A 19,740-nucleotide genomic window follows, 5' to 3' on the forward strand; every position below is an offset into this window, starting at 1 on the left:
GCATTGTAAACGCTTTACTTTAATTATCCTATCATCTCATCTTCTATTTGCCATCTGACAAAAATGGACTTTGATACGTACATTTTAGACATTCTAAACAACTGCTTGTCCAGAAACCTTATCAAACCAGCATTTAACATGAAAAAACAATTTTGATAAGGCTTTCAAAATAACTGATTTACATGTAAACTACAAATAACATCAACGAGGAGGAACACTTAATGAAGTTCAAACCAGACAGTACGTTTCATCAAGTAACGACGACACTCATCCATTTCATTTTTTTAAATATTGTTTATCTTTTATTATGTTTGCCCGTCATTACCATTGGCTGGGCCACATCCGCTCTATATGAAGTCTGTCTCAACTATGCTGATGGTGAAAGAGGCGAATTGATACCTGACTATTTCCGAGCCTTAAAAAGCAATTGGAAACCAGCAACTGTCGTATTTTTTGTCTTGCTTCTACCATTGGTAATCTTGATTTTTAGTATTAGCTTCTGGTTTTCCCTCAAGACACTCTTTGGCGGTATCGTTGGCGTAGTTGCTTTGATTTTAGGCAGTTATTTCTTGATCGTGCTCATTTATAGCTTGGCATTGGTCGGTCGATATGACACGTCGATCAAACAAACCATTAAAAATGCGATGCTGCTACCGCTGGTTGAACCACTGCGTTCACTGATGCTGCTATTAATACTAGTGATCACCCGTGCATTATGGTTATTCGTACCGTTTTTTAGAATACTCTTTCTGTTCTTCGGAATTGCTTTTGTTATCTACTGCAGTTGTTTTCTCTTATTAAAGATTTTCACCAGATATCAAGCGTGAGGATGATTGAATGAAACATTCCTTTGTAAAACACCTCAACCAGTTCTCTATTCGTCGGCAGTTGTTTATTATCTATCTGCCGATTATTATTCTTTCGACCGTCACTATCGGTTTGATGTTGGTTTGGGACTCTACCAAACAATTGACTGGCAATTATCAGCATCTTACAGAGCTGAATGCTCAGCGTGTCAAATCTATTTTGTTTGATACAACTAATACCTTGACTAACTCAGCCAGCACGCTTTCTAATGATACGCATTTACGCACGATTTTGACAACTTCTTTCTCAGAAGAACAAGAAGCAGCTGATACGATCAGTGAGTATGAACGTATCGATGAAATACGAAGTTTACAAACTTCGATTGCTGATTTGACCATCTATACTACAAATGAGACCATTCCAGATTACAAGTTCTTTCGCCAAGCGGATGATGCGATCAAAGAAAGCCTCTGGTACCAACGAGCAATGAAACAGCCGGATGCTTTTTTAATGACCTCTGAACAAGAGGGGGAAATGAATCGGCTCACCTTATATAAAAATCTTCCCCTGCCGCTTTCTGAGGAAAGAGCTGTTTTAGCCATTCAAGTGGATTACAATTATTTAAGTAACCGACTTCGTAATTCTTCCTATAAATTAGAATTGCAACTGAACGATGATGTCAACTTTTACAGTGATACGATCAATCAAGTCGGAGAACCAATTCGTTTTTCAAGTGATTCTGAACTAAGTACAGCAGATACCTTCCTCAAGAAAAATGATGATCGTTTTCTGATTGCAAAAAGCACCTTACCCATGAGTAACAAAGAAGACATCATCACGATTTATAGTGCGGATACAAATGCCTATCGCAATCTACGCACTAATCTGATCCGGTGGAGCACGATCGTTTTGGTGATTTTGATCACTACTTTCATCATCGTCTTTCTCTTTGCTCGATTCTTTACCAAACGAATCTCTCAACTGCAGCAGGCGGTCTACTTTGCCTCGATCGAGGATTATGATTTCTTTCAAAATATCAGCGGCGAAGACGAGATTTCACAGATCTCTCTTGATTTCCACAAGATCATTCAACGAATCAAGAAAAAAGAAGAAGAGATCTACCGTTCACGTTTGGCACAGCAAGAGCTGTTGACTCAGCAGCAGCAAATGGAATTTAATATCTTAGCGGGGCAGATCAACCCCCACTTCTTGTTCAATACATTAGAAACGATTCGTATGATGGCGCTGACTTCTGGCAATTCTGACGTCGTTTATGCCATCAAGTTACTGGCAAAATCGATGCGCTATACGCTAGAAGCCCACGGAACCAAGCGAACGAGTTTAGAAGAGTCCTTAGATGCGGTTCACGTGTATGTCAAGATCCAGCGGATGCGCTTTGGCGATCGAGTCAACTTTTCCTATTCAGTCTCCAATGAGATCGACCAAAAAGAAGTCCAAATATTGCCCCTCCTGATTCAACCATTGGTGGAAAATGCCATCTCCCATGGTTTGGAAGGCATCACCTATCCAGGGTTTGTCCGTTTGACGATCACCAAAGACGGCCATGATCTGGTGATCGTGGTACAAGACAACGGCAGCGGGATACCGCCAGAAAAAACTCGAACACTTGCAGCAAAAAATCAAGACGCCCTCCACCCATGCCAAAAAGAACATTGGGCTAGCCAACGTCAATCATCGGGTCAAAATGTTTTATGGACCTGAATACGGCTTGACGATCGAGAGTGTGCTGGGCAGCGGCACACAAGTCACCTTGCGGATCCACGATCTAAGCCAAGATTCATCTTCTCCTCACTAAAACAGCAAAGCCCCCCTTCGATTCCTGTTTCAGAAATCGAAGGGGGGCTTTTGATTGATTAGAAATCCCGCACACGAAGGGTTTGTTGGGATGAAGAGGCGCTGGCATAGCAGCCTACCATGATCCCAGTAAAGACACCACCAACTTCAGTAGTCAGATATTTTGTTTCTCCACTGCCTAAAGGCTGTGCTTGTCCTTGCTCATCAACAACAGAAAAACGATAAGTTTCTTTATCGGCGCTCAGCTGCAAGGTGACTGTATCTGCTGCATAAGGCAGTTTCTTTTCCACTTTCCATAGGGAGCCGATTTGTCGGCGGAAAACTAGCTGCTGACTGGACGCCGTTTTTTCCAGGTATCCCTCATAGTGATGGGTGGCATTTAAGAAAACCGTCAATCCCGCTTGTCCATCCGTTAGTTGCCGACAATCAAAGGTTGCTTGAAATTGTTGATCAAAGGCGGTTTGCCGTTGGAACACAGCCGCAAGTTTGCCTTGATCAGACAGACCCGTCTGATTAGGATGCAGCAAGAAGCCATGCGGCTCTTCTTCAATCAACGTCGGGTCCCATTCGAATAAAGTCACGTAATCAGGCTTGCTGCTCTTCTTTTGTGTTTCCTTTGGTGCCGCTGCTGTGTCTACCTGAATGGTTTCTGGTAGATGACCTTCCTCGCCAAACACCGGCCATGGGTTTGACCAGTCCACTGGCAGCAGGCATGTTTCCCGCCCTAACAAATGCCTCAAAGGATAGCTGATGGGGCGTACTGCTAGACAGACTGCCCACCAGTTGCCTTTAGTATCTTGCACGAGATCCGCATGCCCTGCGGCTTGCAGTGGCAGATTCGTACTGCGATTGGTCATCACTGGATTGTTGGGGCATGCTTCATAGGGTCCCGTCAAGGAACGGCTGCGGGCCATGGTCAGCATATGCCCATAGGACGTTCCGCCTTCGGAGATCAACAGGTAGTAATAGCCGTCTTTTTTATACAAGTGGGGGCCTTCTGGATCAGCCGCTCCGCTGCCCGTCCAAATATTTTGCCGCGGGCCTAGTTCTCCAGAAGCCAAATCGATCGTCCGCAGATAGATCTCCTTATGGGTGCCTAAGTAATAGGTCTGCCCATCGTCATCTACGAAAATCGTCGGGTCGATCCCAGGGGTGTCCAGCCAAATCGGGTCAGACCATTCACCAGCAATGTCATCCGTCCAAATCAGAAAGTTGCCTTCTCCTCCTTCGTTTGCGCCAACGTTAGTACAAACGAGGTAAAAGCGGTCCTTGATGAAACGCAAGGTTGGGGCATACAGACCAAAAGCATTGGGATTTTTCGTCGGTAGCTGCAACTGCTCAGGTCGCGAAAGTCCATGGCCAATCAGCTGCCAGTCTGCCAAGTTTTTACTGTGATAGATTGGTAATCCAGGAAAATATTCAAAGGTACTCATCACCAGATAAAAGTCTTCACCGACACGGCAAATACTGGGATCTGGATGAAATCCAGGTAAAATTGGATTCGTGATGGTTCGCATGGGCATCTAAAACTCCTTTATCGTGGTTTGGTCAGCCGTCAGCTCATGGCTCGTTTTTCCAGCAGTCGTGTGTATCTGCAAGGATGCTTGCTGGATGCCAGTCAGCTTGACGATCAGTTCTTGATCGACTCTTTCGACAATGACCTCGCCAAGCCACTCACCGTGGTGATCATAGATAGCGGCAGCGGTCTTGTCTTGCGGATCAAAAAGATGGATCGTTGGCTGTTGGGCATAGTCATAGACTGCTTTGGTTTGTTCATGGCCTTCGATAATGACTTGATTTGGTCGGACTAACAGTGGCAAGTGGAAATAGTCATAGGTTTCTTGGTACCAGCGTCCGCCCTCGTATGCTTTGCCAGATAAATAGTCGATCCAATGCCCCTTCGTTTTCGGTACGTAAAAGGAGACTGTTCCTTGATCATTAAAAATGGGCGCCACTAAAAGGTTTTCCCCCAGCATGTATTGGCGATCCAAATGATGGGTCATCTCGTCTTCAGGAAACTCTAAGACCATTGCCCGCATCATCGGAATCCCCGTTTGAGCGGTTAGCACCGATTGGGCTTGCAAGTAAGGCATCAAGGACAGTTTTAACTTGGTAAAGGCTTTAGCTACCGCCACGGCTTCGTCGTCATAGACCCATGGCACTTTGTATTCCCAGCTGCCATGGTAACGGCTATGGGAAGACAGCAGACCAAATTGTGTCCAGCGCTTGTAGAGGTCTGGAGTTGAGCCAGCTTCAAACCCTGAGATATCGTGGCTCCAATACCCAAAGCCGCCTAACCCAAAGGACAGACCTGCCCGCAGCGACTCTGCCATCGATGGATAATCTGAGGTACTGTCGCCGCCCCAGTGTACAGGCAAGCGTTGTGAACCAACCGAAGCTGCCCGCGCAAAAACGATGGCTTCTTCTGCTCCCTTGACTTCTTTCAGCAAGTCAAAGACGACCTTATTGTATAGATAGGCGTAATAATTGTGCATTTTTTCTGGATCAGAGCCATCATAGTACACCGCATCGGTGGGAATCCGTTCACCAAAATCCGTTTTGAAGCAATCCACACCCATGTCTAATAAGGCACGCAGCTTGCTGTTGTACCAAGCGATCGCTTCAGGGTTGGTGAAGTCGACGACCGCCAAACCAGCTTGCCATTTGTCCCATTGCCAGACATCTCCATTGGCGCGTTTCAAAAAGTAGCCATTGGCCATCCCTTCATCAAACAAGGGTGATTTTTGCCCAATGTAAGGATTGATCCAGACACAGATTTTCAATCCTTTGGCTTTCAAGCGCTGCAGCATTTTTTCAGGTTCTGGGAAAGTTCGTTCGTCCCACGTGAAGTTGCACCACTCATATTCTTTCATCCATAAGCAGTCAAAATGAAAGACCTCAAGAGGGATATCACGTTCTGCCATACCGTCTACAAAAGACGTCACGGTTTGTTCATCATAATCCGTCAAGAACGAGGTACTTAGCCACAAACCAAAGGACCACGCAGGCGGCAGCGACGGTTTCCCCGTCAAATCAGTGTAGCGCTGAATCACTTGTTTTAACTCATCGCCGGCAATCACAAAGTACTGCAGCGATTGTCCTGGATTGCTGAATTGAACACGCGAAACTTTTTCACTCCCCACTTCGAATTGCACACGATCTGGTGAATTGACAAAGACGCCATACCCTTTATTACTTACATAAAAAGGAATATTTTTATAAGCTTGCTCTGTACCAGTGCCCCCGTCGGCATTCCAGATATCAACACTCTGGCCGTTCTTCACGAAATTTGTAAAGCGTTCCCCTAAACCATAGATCGTTTCTCCCACATCCAGGGTCAACTGTTCGCTGATATGGGTATTTGCTTGCGGATCGATCACTAAGGCTTTGCTGCGAGGCTTGCTTTGGGTAATCAGCTGTTCTTTGTAATAAAACGAAGCTGTCACATTTTCCTCTTTGGTGATTACGACTTGCAAGTCTCCCGAGCGAAAAACATATGATTGCTCGTCTTCTGAAATATCAGGAGTGATCGCTTCTGTCATCAATTCAAAATCGGGGGCTTTGGCTTGGACCCCTTTATAGTTATAGAGGGTGATCCCAATGATATTGCTTCTAGGGGTAGTGACTTCCATCGTTAACAATCCGCCATCCAGCGTTGCCCCATTATGTCCGACATAGCTATAAGGCAGATATAAAACCAATTTGTTTTCTTCTTTACGGGCATCGTAGACATGCACCGCAAATTTCACATCAAATCCTTCACGAAATAACCAACCGCCATCTGAAAATTTCATTTTTTTCCTCCTTGTTGGATCAATGTCAACGCCCCTAACAGACCAGAATCATTATAGTAACGACAAGTCTCGATCGGCACTTGGAAATCTGGCCAATGGGGGTTCTCATTGATTGCTTGTTTGATTATAGCTAATAGATCAGGGTGTTGGCTGATGCCGCCGCCGATCAGTATTTTTTCGGGATTCATCGTGACAGCTAGGTTGTAAATCGCAAGTGCGACATAACGTGCCCACTGTTTCAGGATCTCCTGCGTTTCAGGATCACTCGACCGATGTTGCATGATGGTTTCGCCTAAAATCTCCTCTGATTCAGGAATCGCTTTTGCCCGCCGATAGGCAGCAATCAGTCCTCTCGTTGAAGCTAGATCATGGAGGGTCGCAAAAGAAGATGCTTGAAAATCAGTGATCATCATTCCGAATTCTCCTGCCCGAAACCCATGTCCGTGAATCAACTGGCGCTGATGAACGAGCGCGCCACCAATACCGGTGCCTAGTGTGATCATGACAAAATCTTGTACGTCAGCAGCATTGCCGGTAGAAAGTTCTGCTAAAGCAGCACATTTCGCATCATTTTCGATCCAGATCGGATAGGACTTGTTTAAACGCTGCTGCAGCTCTTGTACAACAGCACAGCCGTGTAAAGGAGCCAACGCCCCCGCCATGATCGCTCGGCCATTGACTGAATCAATGAAACCAGGAAAACTCAGCCCGATCCCTTCGATGACATGCACTTGCTCGACTTCTTTTATTTTGGCAGCTAAGGCAGCAAAAAATTCATCCCGCGTATTACTCGGGGTTTTGATTTTGCCTCGGTCCAGCCATTGATTCTTCTCGGTAAAAACCCCGAATTTGATATAGGTCCCCCCTACATCAAAGCACAGGCGTACATCTGTCATTTCTCCTCCTCCGTTCGAAAAGCGCTTACAGTTTCATTTAAATTATATAAAAGAAAAAAAAGAAAGCCTACCAAGCAATTTAGTCATCGTTACCCTAAAAAATAGATGTCCGTAGAAAATCACGGACATCTTTGTGGTTATTCATTTTTCCGAAACTCATTCGGTGAAACCTGATGGTATTGTTTGAACTTTTTGTAGAAATAATCAACATTGCTGTAGCCCACCAATTCAGCAACTTCGTAGACCATTAGATTGGAATGACGCAAGATTTCCACCGCTTTTTCCATTCGTACTTCATCCAAGAACGCCAAATAATTTTTCCCAGTTTCTTTGCGAAACTTCTTGCCTAGATAGGCACTATTGTAATTGAAACGTTCCCCGATTTTTTTCAAGGTCAAATCTTCTTGATAATGCTTTTTCGTGTATTGGATCAATTCTGCAATGATATCGATTTGGTTCAAACTGCTGGCGACTGTTGCTTGCAAGTCTGCTAGTTTTGCGGTGATCACCTCTTGCAGCATTGGAAACGTCTGGGCGAGAAAAATCTGCTGATGTACTTCGTCTGTCGACCATTCGATTGCTAAGGCTACTTTTTCACTGATTTGATGCTGCAGCCATTCGATGTCACCATTGATTTGCCATTTGATTTCTTCTTCCAATGCCAATGAATGATAAAAGGTTTGATAATAGCGGGATAACGGCTGTTCTAACGGATCGTTTGCCAAAATCGCCTTGACTAATTCTTCACGCAAATCGCTTCGCTCTTCTGCTTCTTGCGTCGTATCCAAAACATGGTGAGAAATGACTTGATTGGGAAATAAGAAAATCAATTTACTCAATGTCTGGATATCGATCATCAATGGCTTCAAGTTATCTTGCGCCGCAAACCAGCGGGAGATCAAGATTTCTTGGTGAGCCATTTTTTTACGGCACCACGCATCGATCGCCTCGTCGGGAAAGCGCTCCTCGTTTAACAAAACCAAATACCGATGATGCCGATGGATCAAGGTGACGACTTGCGCCACTTGCTCCTGCAATTTCTCAACCAGCTTTTGGGCATCTGCCTCCTCGGAAAGACGCAATAGCTTGATGGCTTGTGCGTCTTTGATCCCCGTTTGATCCCCGCCAAACAATTTCTCCATCAACTGACTCTTCTGATTTTTCTGCTGATCGGTCTTGGCTTTTTGATCGATTTTCGTCAAAATACCGATCAGCTCTTCTTCATCAACTGGTTTCAGCAAATAGGTCACAGCGCCCAGTTGCAAAGCTTGCTTGGCATAGTCAAAATCTGAGTAGCCGGATAAAATAATGGCAAAAAACAAAAGCCCTTCCTCCGATGCTGCTTGCACCATCTCAAGACCATTTTTTCCCGGCATACGGATATCAGCGATCACAACGTCTGGCTTCAATTCACGGATCATTGCCAAGCCAGCTTCGCCGTTTTCCGCCGACCCGACGATTTGATACCCCAGACGTTCCCAATCGATGATCAGAGGTAGCCCATTTCGGATCGATGCTTCATCGTCAACGATCAACACTTTACGCATTTTCCAACCTCCATTTTCAGCTACTCCTTCGTTACATCATGTTTCACTTGTCAAACTTGCCCCGTTGGTGCGAATCACCTCTTGATACCAATAAAAACTATCTTTCGGGATGCGCGCCAACTGACGTTCGCTTTGATTGTCGCGATCGACATAAACAAACCCATAGCGTTTTTTGTATCCATTCAACCAACTCAGTAGATCTGTAAAGGACCAAGCACAATAGCCGATCAGCTCAACCCCATCCGTGATGGCCTTTTGCAGTTCCACCAGATGTTCCTGCAAATAGGTGATGCGATATGGGTCATGGATCTGTTTGTCTTCTGTCAATTGATCGATAGCGCCTAACCCATTTTCAGTAATAAAAATCGGCAAGTCATAATTGGCTTGGATGCGGCGCAAGGCTACACGGAAACCAACGGGATCGATCTCCCAGCCCCAATCTGTTTTTTTCAAGTGAGGATTTTCTGCTGTCGCAAACATGGTTTCTTCGGGTGAGAACTCACCAGCTGCCGCTTGCATCAAATACGGATCGACTTTAGAAAATTCTTTCTTTTCAGCTGACTGCTTTTGCAAATTGTTTTGCTGGGCCGTCCCACCGTGATAGTAATTGATTCCTAAGAAATCAGGTTTTGCCTGTTTTAATAGTGCTTGATCTTCTGGAGTGACTTCAGGAGCCAAGCCAACTTTGGCTAATTGCTTGTAGACAAATTTCGGGTATTCGCCTTTGCAATAGACATCTAAAAACCACGCGTTGTTGAAGGCTTCGCCATTTTCTGCTGCTAGCACATCTTCTGGGTCACAGCTAAACGGATACATCGGTCCATAGCCAAAACTTGGGCCGATCTTGCCCTGAGGAACCAGCTCATGGAACAAATTGATCGCCTTAGCATTGGCAAGGTTGATGATATGATTGGCTGCATACATCCGTTTTAAGTCCTTCAAGCCCGGCGGATGTGCCGCCCAACGGTACCCAAGAGAAGTGAAGACATTTTGTTCATTCATGGTGACCCAATAGGTGACTTTCTTTCCTAGGCGTTCAAAAAGGATTCGGCAATAACGTTCAAATGCTTCTGCTGTTTCTCGGCCTTCCCATCCTTGGTATTTGTCTTGCAAAGCCTGGGGAAGGTCCCAATGATACAGCGTCAAAATCGGCTCTACTCCTTGCCGAAGCAATTCGTCCACCAGCTTTTCGTAAAACGCCACACCCGCTTCATTGACCGCGCCTTCGCCATCAGGCAAGATTCGCGACCACGCCACGCTGAAGCGATAGGCTTTCAAGCCCATTTGCTTCATCAAATCAACATCTTCTTTGTACCGATGGTAGTGATCGATCGCCACTTTGCCGTTGGTTTCCTCAAAAGTATTGCCAGGAATTTGGGCATAGGTGTCCCAAATCGACGGACCTTTGCCGTCTTCTGCCCATGCTCCTTCAATTTGATAGGCCGCCGAAGCTGCCCCCCATAAGAAGTTTTCTGGGAAAGGATCTAAGTTTGTGTGAAACATCAAGTTGCCTCCTTCATTTCCTAAACCGAAATAAATCGGTTACATTTTATCGTATCATAATTTGGTTGATTCGTAACAATTGCCAAAAGATATTTTTTAGGTGAAAAAACTGCCGCTCCTCAGAACGACAGTCGTTTCTTATTAAAACAGGTAATCATTCAAACGAGATTTCACATATTCAATGTGGCTGGATTCTAATTCGATTTGATCATGCGCCAATGCGTAATCTGTCAGTGTTTCTAAGTTTTCCTCATCAGCAACGATCTTCGCTCCGATGCCTTCTTGGAAAGAGGCGTATCGTTTTTCCTTCAATTCGTCTAAGAAGCGGTCTTCTTTTAGTTTCGCTGCTGCTTTCAACGCTCTGGCATACGTATCCATGCCAGCGATGTGGGCTAACAACAGATCTTCCATTTCAAATGACGAACGACGGACTTTAGAATCGAAATTGATTCCTCCCGGCGCAATGCCGCCGTTTTCTAAGACTTCGTATAAAGCAAGTGTCGAGTCAAAGACGTTGGTTGGGAATTCATCCGTATCCCATCCTAACAGCATATCTCCTTGGTTGGCATCCAGTGAGCCTAATGCGTTATAGCTACGGGCAACGGCGATTTCATGTTCAAAGGTATGGCCAGCTAATGTTGCATGATTGGCTTCTAGGTTTAATTTGAAATCTCCTTCTAAGCCGTAGTGCTGAATGAAGGCCATCGTTGTCGCTGCATCAAAATCATATTGATGTTTTGATGGTTCTTTTGGTTTCGGCTCTAATAAGAACTGAGGTTTATGACCGATTTTTTCGCCATAAGCGATCGCCATTTTGAATAGACGGGCGATGTTGTCTTGTTCAAATTTCATGTCTGTATTCAACAAGGTTTCATAGCCTTCACGGCCACCCCAGAAGACATAGTTTTCGCCGCCTAATTTTTTCGAGATGTCTAAGCCTTTTTTGACTTGGGCTGCCGCATACGCATAAACTTCCGCATTATTGGTGGAAGCAGCGCCGTTATTGAAACGAGGATGTGAGAACATATTTGCTGTATTCCATAATAGTTTGATTCCCGTTTGTTCCATTTTTTCTTTGATCAAATCGGTGATTTCGTCTAAGTTTTGGAAAAACTCTTCTAACGTTTCTCCTGCAGGCGCCACGTCTACATCATGGAAACAGAAGAACTCTGCCCCTAATTTTTCGCAAATCTCGAAGAAGGCTTCTACTCGATTTTTCGCCGTTTCCATTTCGGTGTCACCGATCCACGTCCGTTTGTTGACAGGTGCGCCAAAAGGATCAGAACCGTCTTGCGTCATCGTATGCCAATAGGCGATTGCAAAACGTAGATGATCTTTCATTTTCTTGCCTAATACAACTTCTTCGGCATCGTAGTGGCGAAATGCAAGCATATTGTCTGTTTTAGGACCTTCGTAGCGGATTTTTTCGATCTCTGGAAAATAAGTCATTGTTGTTGCCTCCATTTTATGTTTTTTAGTGTAATAAACTAACTTACTTGTTTCCAATCATTTAGAACCAAAAACGATTCCTCGCTTTGATCATGTAGATTGCCTGCTGCCATTACGCTACTCGATTTGCGCCAATGCATGGCAGATAGGGGCGGTTTGTTGGTAGACGGTGCGGTAGATCGTATAAATTTCTTGGTATTTGGCGACATTTTCAGGAATCGGTGCAATGGCTTTGCCGTATTTGACAAAGGCGTTAACACAGGCAGCTGCATCTGGATAAATGCCACTGCCGATTGCTGCCAGCATTGCTGCGCCCATACCTGGACCTTGCTCAGTAGACAAAGTCAGCATTTCTGCATTAAAAATATCGGCTTGCATTTGCAGCCATTCGGCATTTTTCGCACCGCCCCCCACAGAAACGATCTGGGTGAATTTCCGCTGTGCCCGTTCTTCCATGATCATTTGGGAATCTTTTAAAGAGAAGGTAATCCCTTCTAAGACCGCACGACTGAAATGCTTTTCGCGATGCCGTGTGTCGATGCCGATAAAACTACCCCTGATTTGGCTGTCGGTATGCGGTGTGCGTTCGCCCACGATATAAGGCGTAAACAGCAGGCCTTCTGCCCCTGGGTTTACCTCACTGATCGCTGAAAGCAATTCCTGAAACGATTGGTTGGGGGCAAACGTATCACGATACCAGCTTAAGGAATTTCCAGCGGCTAACGTGACCCCCATTGAATACAACTTGTCTTTGATCGCATGACGGAAAAGGTGTAGATCTCCTTGATAATCAACCTCTTGCGCTTCTTCAAAGGATAAGAACACACCGCTCGTGCCAATCGACACCATGCCGACACCTTCGGCGATGATCCCTGAACCTAATGCAGCACAGGCATTGTCTGCGCCACCTGCATAGATCGTCACCTCTTGTTCAAAGCCAAAGGCTTCTTGCAGCTCTTTTCGCATTTGCCCTACAGGCGCTGCTGATTCAAAAAGCGGCGGCAGTAAATCCGATGCGATTGCGAATTTTTCTAGAATGGCTTCAGACCAGCACTTCTTTTCGATATCCAGCAGTAACGTACCCGCTGCATCGGAATAATCCATCGAATAGTTACCAGTCAGCCAAAAAGCCAAGTAGTCTTTTGGCAGCATCATGTGACGAACTTGTTGCCAATGTTCAGGCTCGTGTTCTTGGACCCATAAAATTTTTGGTAAGGTGAACCCTTCCAAAGCAACATTCTTGGTGATTGCTTTTATTTCCTCTCCAAAGGATGCCATGATCGCTTGGCATTGTTTGGTGGTCCGAACGTCATTCCATAATATTGCCGGACGAATGACTCGGTTTTCTTCATCCAATAAAACAAGACTATGCATTTGCCCAGAAAAGCTGACGCCGATCAATTCCTTTTGCAGCGTTGGAAGCTGCTGGATCAAGGTTTTGATCACCTTATCTGCCGCCTCTTGCCAGTGCACCGGCTCTTGCTCACTGAACCCCGGTCTAGGGGATGACAATGGATAGTCAGCACTTGCTGTTCCTTGGAGTTCCCCGGTTTGATCAAAAACTAAGCCTTTTAACGCACTTGTTCCTAGATCCAACCCTAAAAAATAAGCCATCTCTTCTCTCCTTCCTCTGTTTGAAGCAGTTAACCATTGACCCTTAAGTGGTTAATTAGCATTCAAAACTAACTAATTGGATAGTAAACGATTCTCGCATTCCTGTCAAGCGCTTTCAACGAATCTTTCATGGTTTTTCCTTCTCAAACTGCTGCTCCTACATTCTGCGTCTTTTCTTTATTCTTCAGCTTGCACAATATTAATTTGCACGGTAAACTAACACTAATCACATCTACGAAGAGGAGAACACATGATTATCAATAAAATGGGCATACGCGAACAAAATGAAGCTGCTGTATTGAAGACGATCATTGACAATGAAAATGTGTCACGAGCGGAAGTGTCAAATTTGACCCATCTCAATAAAGCGTCTGTTTCTCAAATAACCAAAAAACTGATCGACACGGACTTCGTGCGCGAAGTCGGCATTGGTGATTCCACTTCGATCGGTGGTCGCAAACCGATTCAATTGCAATTCAATCACCGTAGCAGCTTAGCTGTTACCTTTGACATCGGCTATAACTATGTTCGAGGGATGCTCTCTTATATCAATGGCGAGATGATCGCCTCTGCCGACCATTCCCATGAATTGATCACCAAAGAAAATGTACTAGCGACGATCGATTCCATGATGAAAGAGTTTTGGCCGCAAATGCCGCAAACCACTCATGGATTAGTAGGAATCTGTTTGGCGATCCACGGCATCGTTCACAATCAGACGGTCACCTTTGCCCCCTACTACGACTTGGAACACTTTGATTTGATCGCCCCTTTGAGCCAAAAATACAATACGGCGGTCTATATAGAAAACGAAGCCAACCTAACGGCTTTAGGCGAGTACTGTTTTTCTTCTGATTCCACGAATTTACTGAGCGTCAGCGTCCATAGTGGGATCGGTGTCGGAATCATCGTTGATGGGCAGCTGCAAACCGGTACTCACGGCATGGCGGGGGAAGTTGGTCATTCTACGCTCTTCCCTCACGGCAACTTGTGCCCTTGCGGCAATCGAGGCTGCTTAGAGCAATATGCGTCGAACAAAGTCTTGTTTGACACCTACAGTCACTATACAAAAACTGCGTTCGTTAATTCGGATACCTTTGCACAAGCCTATCATGCCGGAGAAAAATCAGCAGTCGAATTGGCGCAACAAAATGTTGAGTTTCTTAGTATTGGGCTAAACAATGTCATCACTTTTTCTGATCCCGAAGAAGTCTATATCAACAGCTCGGTCTATCGCAAAATTCCTGATTTATTACTGGCGCTGCAACAAAAATTGACCAGCCAGTTCACCAAAAACACGAAGATCAAAAACAGTCGATTAGGCGATCAGGCCCCGCTGTTTGGCGGCAACGTTTTAGTGGCGAAACATTTCTTGAATATCAACGATTTGCGCTTTGCGGCACTTGATCTCTCCCGTGTGATCCGTTAAATGAATGCTGGACTGAAGACTCAGTCCAGCGTTTTCTTTTGGTAAAAAGGTCTCACTATCCTTTGATTCCGCCAGCCGTCACACCGCCCACGATGTATTTCGATAGAAACAGGTAAATCAGCAATAAAGGAATAATACTTAAGGAGATCCCTAGATACATACTGCCAAATTCAGTACGGTAAACATCCGTTTTCAGCAATTGGACCAGCATCGGCAACGTATACTTTTCCGTATCGTTGATCAAGATCAAGGGCATCAAGAAATTATTCCACGAGGTCACGAACGAGAAAATCGCCATGGTGGCTAAGCCCGGTTTCATCAAGGGCAACATGATGCGATGGAAAATTTTGATTTCGCCGGCTCCGTCCAAACGAGCAGAATCTGCCAAATCAGGATGATAGATCGTTTCTAAGTATTGCTTTAAGAAAAAAACGGTAGCAGGTGATGCGATCGCTGGTAAAATCAATGGCAGAAAATTATTTAAGAGCCCTAAGCGATTCATAAATTGATAAAAACCGATCATGCTGATTTGCTGAGGAATCATGATCAGCCCAAGAATGACAGCAAACAGGACTTTCTTGCCACGAAACTCATAGGCGATCACGCCATAAGCTGTCAATGCCGAAAAATATACATTGAGAACGGTAGCGCCAGCCGCAATCAAGAAACTATTTTTAAACCCATTGAAAACATTGAAGCCTCTGCCCATTAAGACGGACCAGTTGTATTGGAGATTACCGCCTGGCCACAAGGACAGCCCTTGCTGGATCTGTTCTGCTGAACGGGTCGCATTGACTAAGACGACCCAAAAGGGCAGAATACTTAAGATGGTCAGCAACACCAAAAAGACATAGATCAACAATCGTTTTGCCCGATAGCTATTTTCCATTTATTTTCGCCCCACTTTGCTATTTTCTTTGAAAAATTGAAACAATAACGTGCTTAATACGATTGAAAGTACCAGTAATAGCACCGACGCGGTTGCGGCAATGTTGAAATTCCGACTCCCGGTAAAGGCTTGGTTGTAGATAAACATCGTGATCGTTAAGACACTATTGTTGGGATTGCCGTTTGTCAGCAAAAAAGGAATGTCGAACATTTGCAAGCCGCCAATCAAAGACGTCACCAATGTATAAAGCAAGATTGGTTTTAACAAAGGCAGCGTGATCTTGCGGAAAATTTGACCATCATTGGCTCCATCGACCATTGCTGATTCAAAAAGAGCATCATCAATGCTCAAAATGCCCGAAACCAAAACGATCGTGGTCTGACCATACCACATCCAAAATTGGATAAAGGAAACGATCAGCCGAGTGCCCGTTTCACTACGGAAAAAGTCATAGGGCTGGTCCAAAACACCGAAATGCTGCAAGACTAGGTTGATCGGACCTAACGGAAAACTGAACAAAACGAAAAATAAGATTGCTACTGAAGCGGCAGTAATGATGTTGGGTAAGTAAAAAGCGACTTTGAAGAAGCCTTTCCCCCGCAAGCGCAACTTGATATTGGTAAACCATGCCGCCAGCAACAGAGCCAAGCCAATTTGAGGAACAAAGTTTACGCCCCACAAAATAAAGGTATTGCTGATGGATTTTAAAAATAACGGGTTGCGAAAAATCGCAAAATAGTTATCCAGTCCGACAAGATTGGCAGCTGGATTCCACCCTTTTAGATCCGTAAAGCTTAGGTAAATCGTATAGAGAATTGGATAAAGCTGAAAAACCAAGAATGCTAGAAAAAATGGTGCGATAAATAATAGCCCATAGCGATGATACTGTTCAAATCTTCTCTTATTCTGCATCGTAATCCCCCTGATATTTATTTCTTCTACTGCCAACTTCTGCCTGTAAAGACAAGCCATTTGAGCAGCGCATAATACCTAGAAAAGGTTGAAACCGACCCCGTCTTCGGTGCCGGTTTCAACAACACCTAATCTACTTGAACATCTGGATAAGCATTGACGACCGCATCTTTAAAGTTTTGGATTGCCGTTTCCTGATCCACTTCACCTTTTGAATATGGTGTCAAACAACTATCCGTAAAGAGGGTTTCAATCGTCTGGTCATACTCGGTCAGAATTTTCGCGTTGATGTCTTGAACCATATCGGCAAATTCTGCATAGTGGTTTTGACCGCCTAAAAATTCCTCTTCATATTCGCCTTTAATTTCTTCAACGACTCGCTCATTTGATACAAAATCACCGGTATCTTCGGCCCATTGTTTTAAAAATGCTTGATCTGTGGTCAAGTAAGCCACCAATTGCGCAGCTTCTTCTTGCATCTCAGAATTTGCCGTAGCACCGATCCATGTGCCGCCCCAGAACCACGACGACGGTCCTTGGATCATGCGCCAGTCGCCTTCTGTTGAGCTGGAGTTATCGGCAGCTGTCGCATTTGGTTTTAACCAATAGTGCAGTCCCCATGTCGGCAAACTATAACCAAATACATTGTCGCCATTCATTCCAGCAAACCAAGCTTCTGATTGTCCTTCTGTATCTTGTGTCAGGCCTTCTTCTACAAATTTTCGTGATACATCCAACAAGTCATACAAACTGTCGTCGATCACTAATTTGCCGTCTTCAACCCAGCCATGTTCGCGTTGACCATAAAAAGGCTTTGCCAAATCTTGGACACTAGAGATCATATAGGTGGTTCCACCACTTTTTTCTTTGACTGCTTTGGCTTGCTCATAGAACTTGTCGTAGTCTGACAATGCCGCTTGCGCAGCCGCTGGATCATCGATCCCTAGCAGCTCTTCTGCCATCGATGCCCGGTAATAAAAACCGCCAGGAGCAGCTTGCCAAGCCAAGGCATGAAGAACCCCGTCTTTTGAAGTCCCTACGTCTTTGACATATTGATACGTATCTGCCGCGGCTTCATCAAGCCCCAGTGAACCAAGGTCTGCCATCATACCTGATTCCACATATTTTTTGACAAAGGCAGATTCTAAAGCAATCACATCTGGTGCATCTTTGGAACCGAGAATCGGATCGAGCTTGGTCTCGAATTGGTCAGAAGGAATCTCCACGATCCGAATGTCATAGGCCAAGTCGTCATGCGCCGGCAAATAGTAATCATTGATCATCGTTGATAATTCTGAAGTAAAGGTCCAAACCACGAGCTCATCCTTGCCACTACTTCCCGTTGCGCTATTATCTGAGCTGCTGTTTCCAGAACCATTCCCGCAACCACTAAGCATAAAAGCTGCTAAGCCCGCTACTGACGCTGTTTGTAAGACCCGTTTCCAATTTTTCATCTTTCTTCCTCCTCGATTTTTTGATAGTCAAATGAATCAAAATCAGCCGCCAAACGATTGCCGGTCGTATCGATCGCAAACATCCCTACAAAAGCCCCTGTAAAGAATCCACCGTAATGTTCTGCTACATAGTCGTCAGACAATTGCAAGCTGTCAAATAGCTGATCGATGACCTGCCACTCTTTTTGATCAAACGAGTACGCGTATTGATAGTGGGCATAATGAACGATCGTTTTGAAGTAGACTGTTTGTACATCGGCTGGTATCACAACTTCTGGTGCTTTTTGACTCTTCAGTTGGCCCTTCTCGCTTGCCAATACAGTGATGATTCTGCCTTTCGTCTCATCATGAGTGATGTAGATCGCCGACCAGTTTTGTGTATTGTAGTAATTCGTCATGCCTGCCAACTGTAGAAACGAGGTCGGTGAAAATTCGACGGCAGTCGTTGCTTCGAAACGAAAATCGCTCCATCTTCTTGCCACCAGTGCTTGATGGAACAAGGAATTGAACGACTCTCGCCCATACAAGCGCAAGTACCCTGGTCGTGCGGTCAAACTACCGATTTCCTCAGAAAAAGGAATCCGCAAGGTTTGAAACACTGGTGCCAACGACGCCTCTTCAAAATCATCAAAGCCTGATTCTGTTTCCCACGGATGTTCGGGCAGCTGTGGCTGTGGGACTTCCTCTTTTGGAAAGTTTCCGCCTGTGATATACGGCCAATCATTTTCCCAATAAACAGACTGGATCGCTGTTTCTCGTCCGAGCGGGCAATAGCCGCGATTTTCTAAGAGGGGCGTTTCGGGATACTTCAGCGCTCGCCCTGTTAAGTGAACAAAATACCATTCATCGGTCTGCGTTTTCACAAATGAACCATGGCCAGCTTTTTGTAGCAGGATCTCTGGCTGTCCCCAGGAACTGATCAGAGGGTTTTGAGGATGAACTTCATAAGGCCCTTCGATGTGCGTCCCACGAGCGATGGTACTTGCATGTTCAAACTTGGTGCCGCCTTCTGCCGTCAATAAATAATAATAGCCGTTCACTTTATACATAACCGGTGCTTCCGTCAATTTGCGCTCTGTTCCTTTGAAGATAATTTTGGGCTGCCCCACCAATTTCTTGGCTTGCCAATCAAACTCTTGGAGAGCGATCCCGTAAAAGGAATGGTTTGTCGGGCGATAATCCCAAACCATGTTCAGAAAATATTTTTTGCCGTCGTCGTCATGAAATAACGAGGGATCGAAACCAGAAGAATTCATATAAATTGGTTCTGACCAATCCCCATCAATGGTTTCACAGGTGATCAAATAATTGTTCACATCTTTCCAACTATTAGATTGTGTTTTGACATCTGAATAAATCAACCAAAAACGACCATCACTGTAACTTAAGTTTGGCGCCCAAACGCCCCCAGAATCTGGGTTTCCTAGCATATTCAACTGACTGACACGATTGACTGGTGTACTGATCAAGCGCCAGTTCTTCAAATCCTTCGAATGGAAGATGCGCACACCTGGAAACCATTCAAAGGTCGACGTAGCAATGTAATAATCTTCACCTGCACGACAAATACTCGGGTCTGGATGAAAGCCTGTTAGTATCGGATTGGTAATCAAAAAAATTTCCTCCTCTTT

Annotated in this window: 13 protein-coding genes and 1 pseudogene; 3 read left to right on the forward strand and 11 right to left on the reverse strand. The window is 44.9% G+C overall.

Annotated elements, in window-relative coordinates; translation table 11 throughout:
- Nucleotides 1-221 precede the first annotated feature (221 nt).
- Together IGI96_RS03745 and IGI96_RS03750 are read left to right on the forward strand one after the other, a co-directional pair.
- Nucleotides 222-827: a DUF624 domain-containing protein gene (locus IGI96_RS03745; protein WP_086337920.1), complete on the forward strand. Its 606-nt coding sequence runs from the start codon at nt 222-224 to the stop codon at nt 825-827.
- A 10-nt stretch (nt 828-837) separates the two neighbouring features.
- Nucleotides 838-2,623, forward strand: a pseudogene (locus tag IGI96_RS03750) (sensor histidine kinase).
- A gap of 58 nt (nt 2,624-2,681) precedes the next feature.
- Here the strand turns inward: IGI96_RS03750 and IGI96_RS03755 are convergent.
- The 7 genes from IGI96_RS03755 to xylB form a co-directional block, all read right to left on the reverse strand.
- Nucleotides 2,682-4,145 carry a glycoside hydrolase family 43 protein gene (locus tag IGI96_RS03755; RefSeq protein ID WP_086337918.1) on the reverse strand — a complete coding sequence of 488 codons (1,464 nt, stop codon included), beginning with the start codon at nt 4,143-4,145 and terminating at the stop codon, nt 2,682-2,684.
- Nucleotides 4,146-6,416 carry an alpha-xylosidase gene (gene yicI, locus IGI96_RS03760; protein ID WP_086337917.1) on the reverse strand — a complete coding sequence of 757 codons (2,271 nt, stop codon included), beginning with the start codon at nt 6,414-6,416 and terminating at the stop codon, nt 4,146-4,148. It lies immediately after the preceding gene.
- Entirely contained in the window at nt 6,413-7,312 is a 900-nt protein-coding gene (locus IGI96_RS03765) for an ROK family protein (protein WP_086337916.1), read from the reverse strand. The genes yicI and IGI96_RS03765 overlap by 4 nt, the downstream gene beginning before the upstream one ends.
- Before the next feature lie 137 nt (nt 7,313-7,449).
- Entirely contained in the window at nt 7,450-8,859 is a 1,410-nt protein-coding gene (locus IGI96_RS03770) for a response regulator (RefSeq protein WP_086337915.1), read from the reverse strand.
- Nucleotides 8,860-8,895: 36 nt separating this feature from the next.
- The gene (locus IGI96_RS03775; RefSeq protein ID WP_086337914.1) at nt 8,896-10,362 is read right to left on the reverse strand and encodes a glycoside hydrolase family 1 protein; all 1,467 of its coding nucleotides are present in this window, start codon (nt 10,360-10,362) and stop codon (nt 8,896-8,898) included.
- A gap of 141 nt (nt 10,363-10,503) precedes the next feature.
- Nucleotides 10,504-11,811 (reverse strand): xylose isomerase, encoded by a 1,308-nt coding sequence (gene xylA / locus IGI96_RS03780; RefSeq protein WP_086337913.1) that lies wholly within the window; start codon nt 11,809-11,811, stop codon nt 10,504-10,506.
- Between the two features lie 117 nt (nt 11,812-11,928).
- Nucleotides 11,929-13,425, reverse strand: a complete 1,497-nt coding sequence (xylB, locus tag IGI96_RS03785; RefSeq protein ID WP_086337912.1) for a xylulokinase — start codon at nt 13,423-13,425, stop codon at nt 11,929-11,931.
- Nucleotides 13,426-13,675: 250 nt separating this feature from the next.
- On the opposite strand from xylB, the gene IGI96_RS03790 reads away from it, so the two are divergent.
- Nucleotides 13,676-14,854 carry an ROK family transcriptional regulator gene (locus IGI96_RS03790; protein WP_015510297.1) on the forward strand — a complete coding sequence of 393 codons (1,179 nt, stop codon included), beginning with the start codon at nt 13,676-13,678 and terminating at the stop codon, nt 14,852-14,854.
- Nucleotides 14,855-14,909: 55 nt separating this feature from the next.
- Here the strand turns inward: IGI96_RS03790 and IGI96_RS03795 are convergent, their stop codons facing one another.
- The 4 genes from IGI96_RS03795 to IGI96_RS03810 form a co-directional block, all read right to left on the reverse strand.
- Nucleotides 14,910-15,743, reverse strand: a complete 834-nt coding sequence (locus IGI96_RS03795; protein WP_005228444.1) for a carbohydrate ABC transporter permease — start codon at nt 15,741-15,743, stop codon at nt 14,910-14,912.
- Complete coding sequence (locus IGI96_RS03800; protein ID WP_086337911.1) at nt 15,744-16,655, reverse strand: carbohydrate ABC transporter permease; 912 nt, start codon at nt 16,653-16,655, stop codon at nt 15,744-15,746. It abuts the gene before it with no gap.
- A gap of 128 nt (nt 16,656-16,783) precedes the next feature.
- The gene (locus IGI96_RS03805) at nt 16,784-18,109 is read right to left on the reverse strand and encodes an ABC transporter substrate-binding protein (RefSeq protein ID WP_005228442.1); all 1,326 of its coding nucleotides are present in this window, start codon (nt 18,107-18,109) and stop codon (nt 16,784-16,786) included.
- Entirely contained in the window at nt 18,106-19,722 is a 1,617-nt protein-coding gene (locus IGI96_RS03810) for a glycoside hydrolase family 43 protein (RefSeq protein WP_074933200.1), read from the reverse strand. The genes IGI96_RS03805 and IGI96_RS03810 overlap by 4 nt, the downstream gene beginning before the upstream one ends.
- Between the last annotated feature and the right edge of the window lie 18 nt (nt 19,723-19,740).

The organism is Enterococcus sp. DIV0421, assembly GCF_051713745.1.
Taxonomy (GTDB): domain Bacteria; phylum Bacillota; class Bacilli; order Lactobacillales; family Enterococcaceae; genus Enterococcus_D; species Enterococcus_D casseliflavus.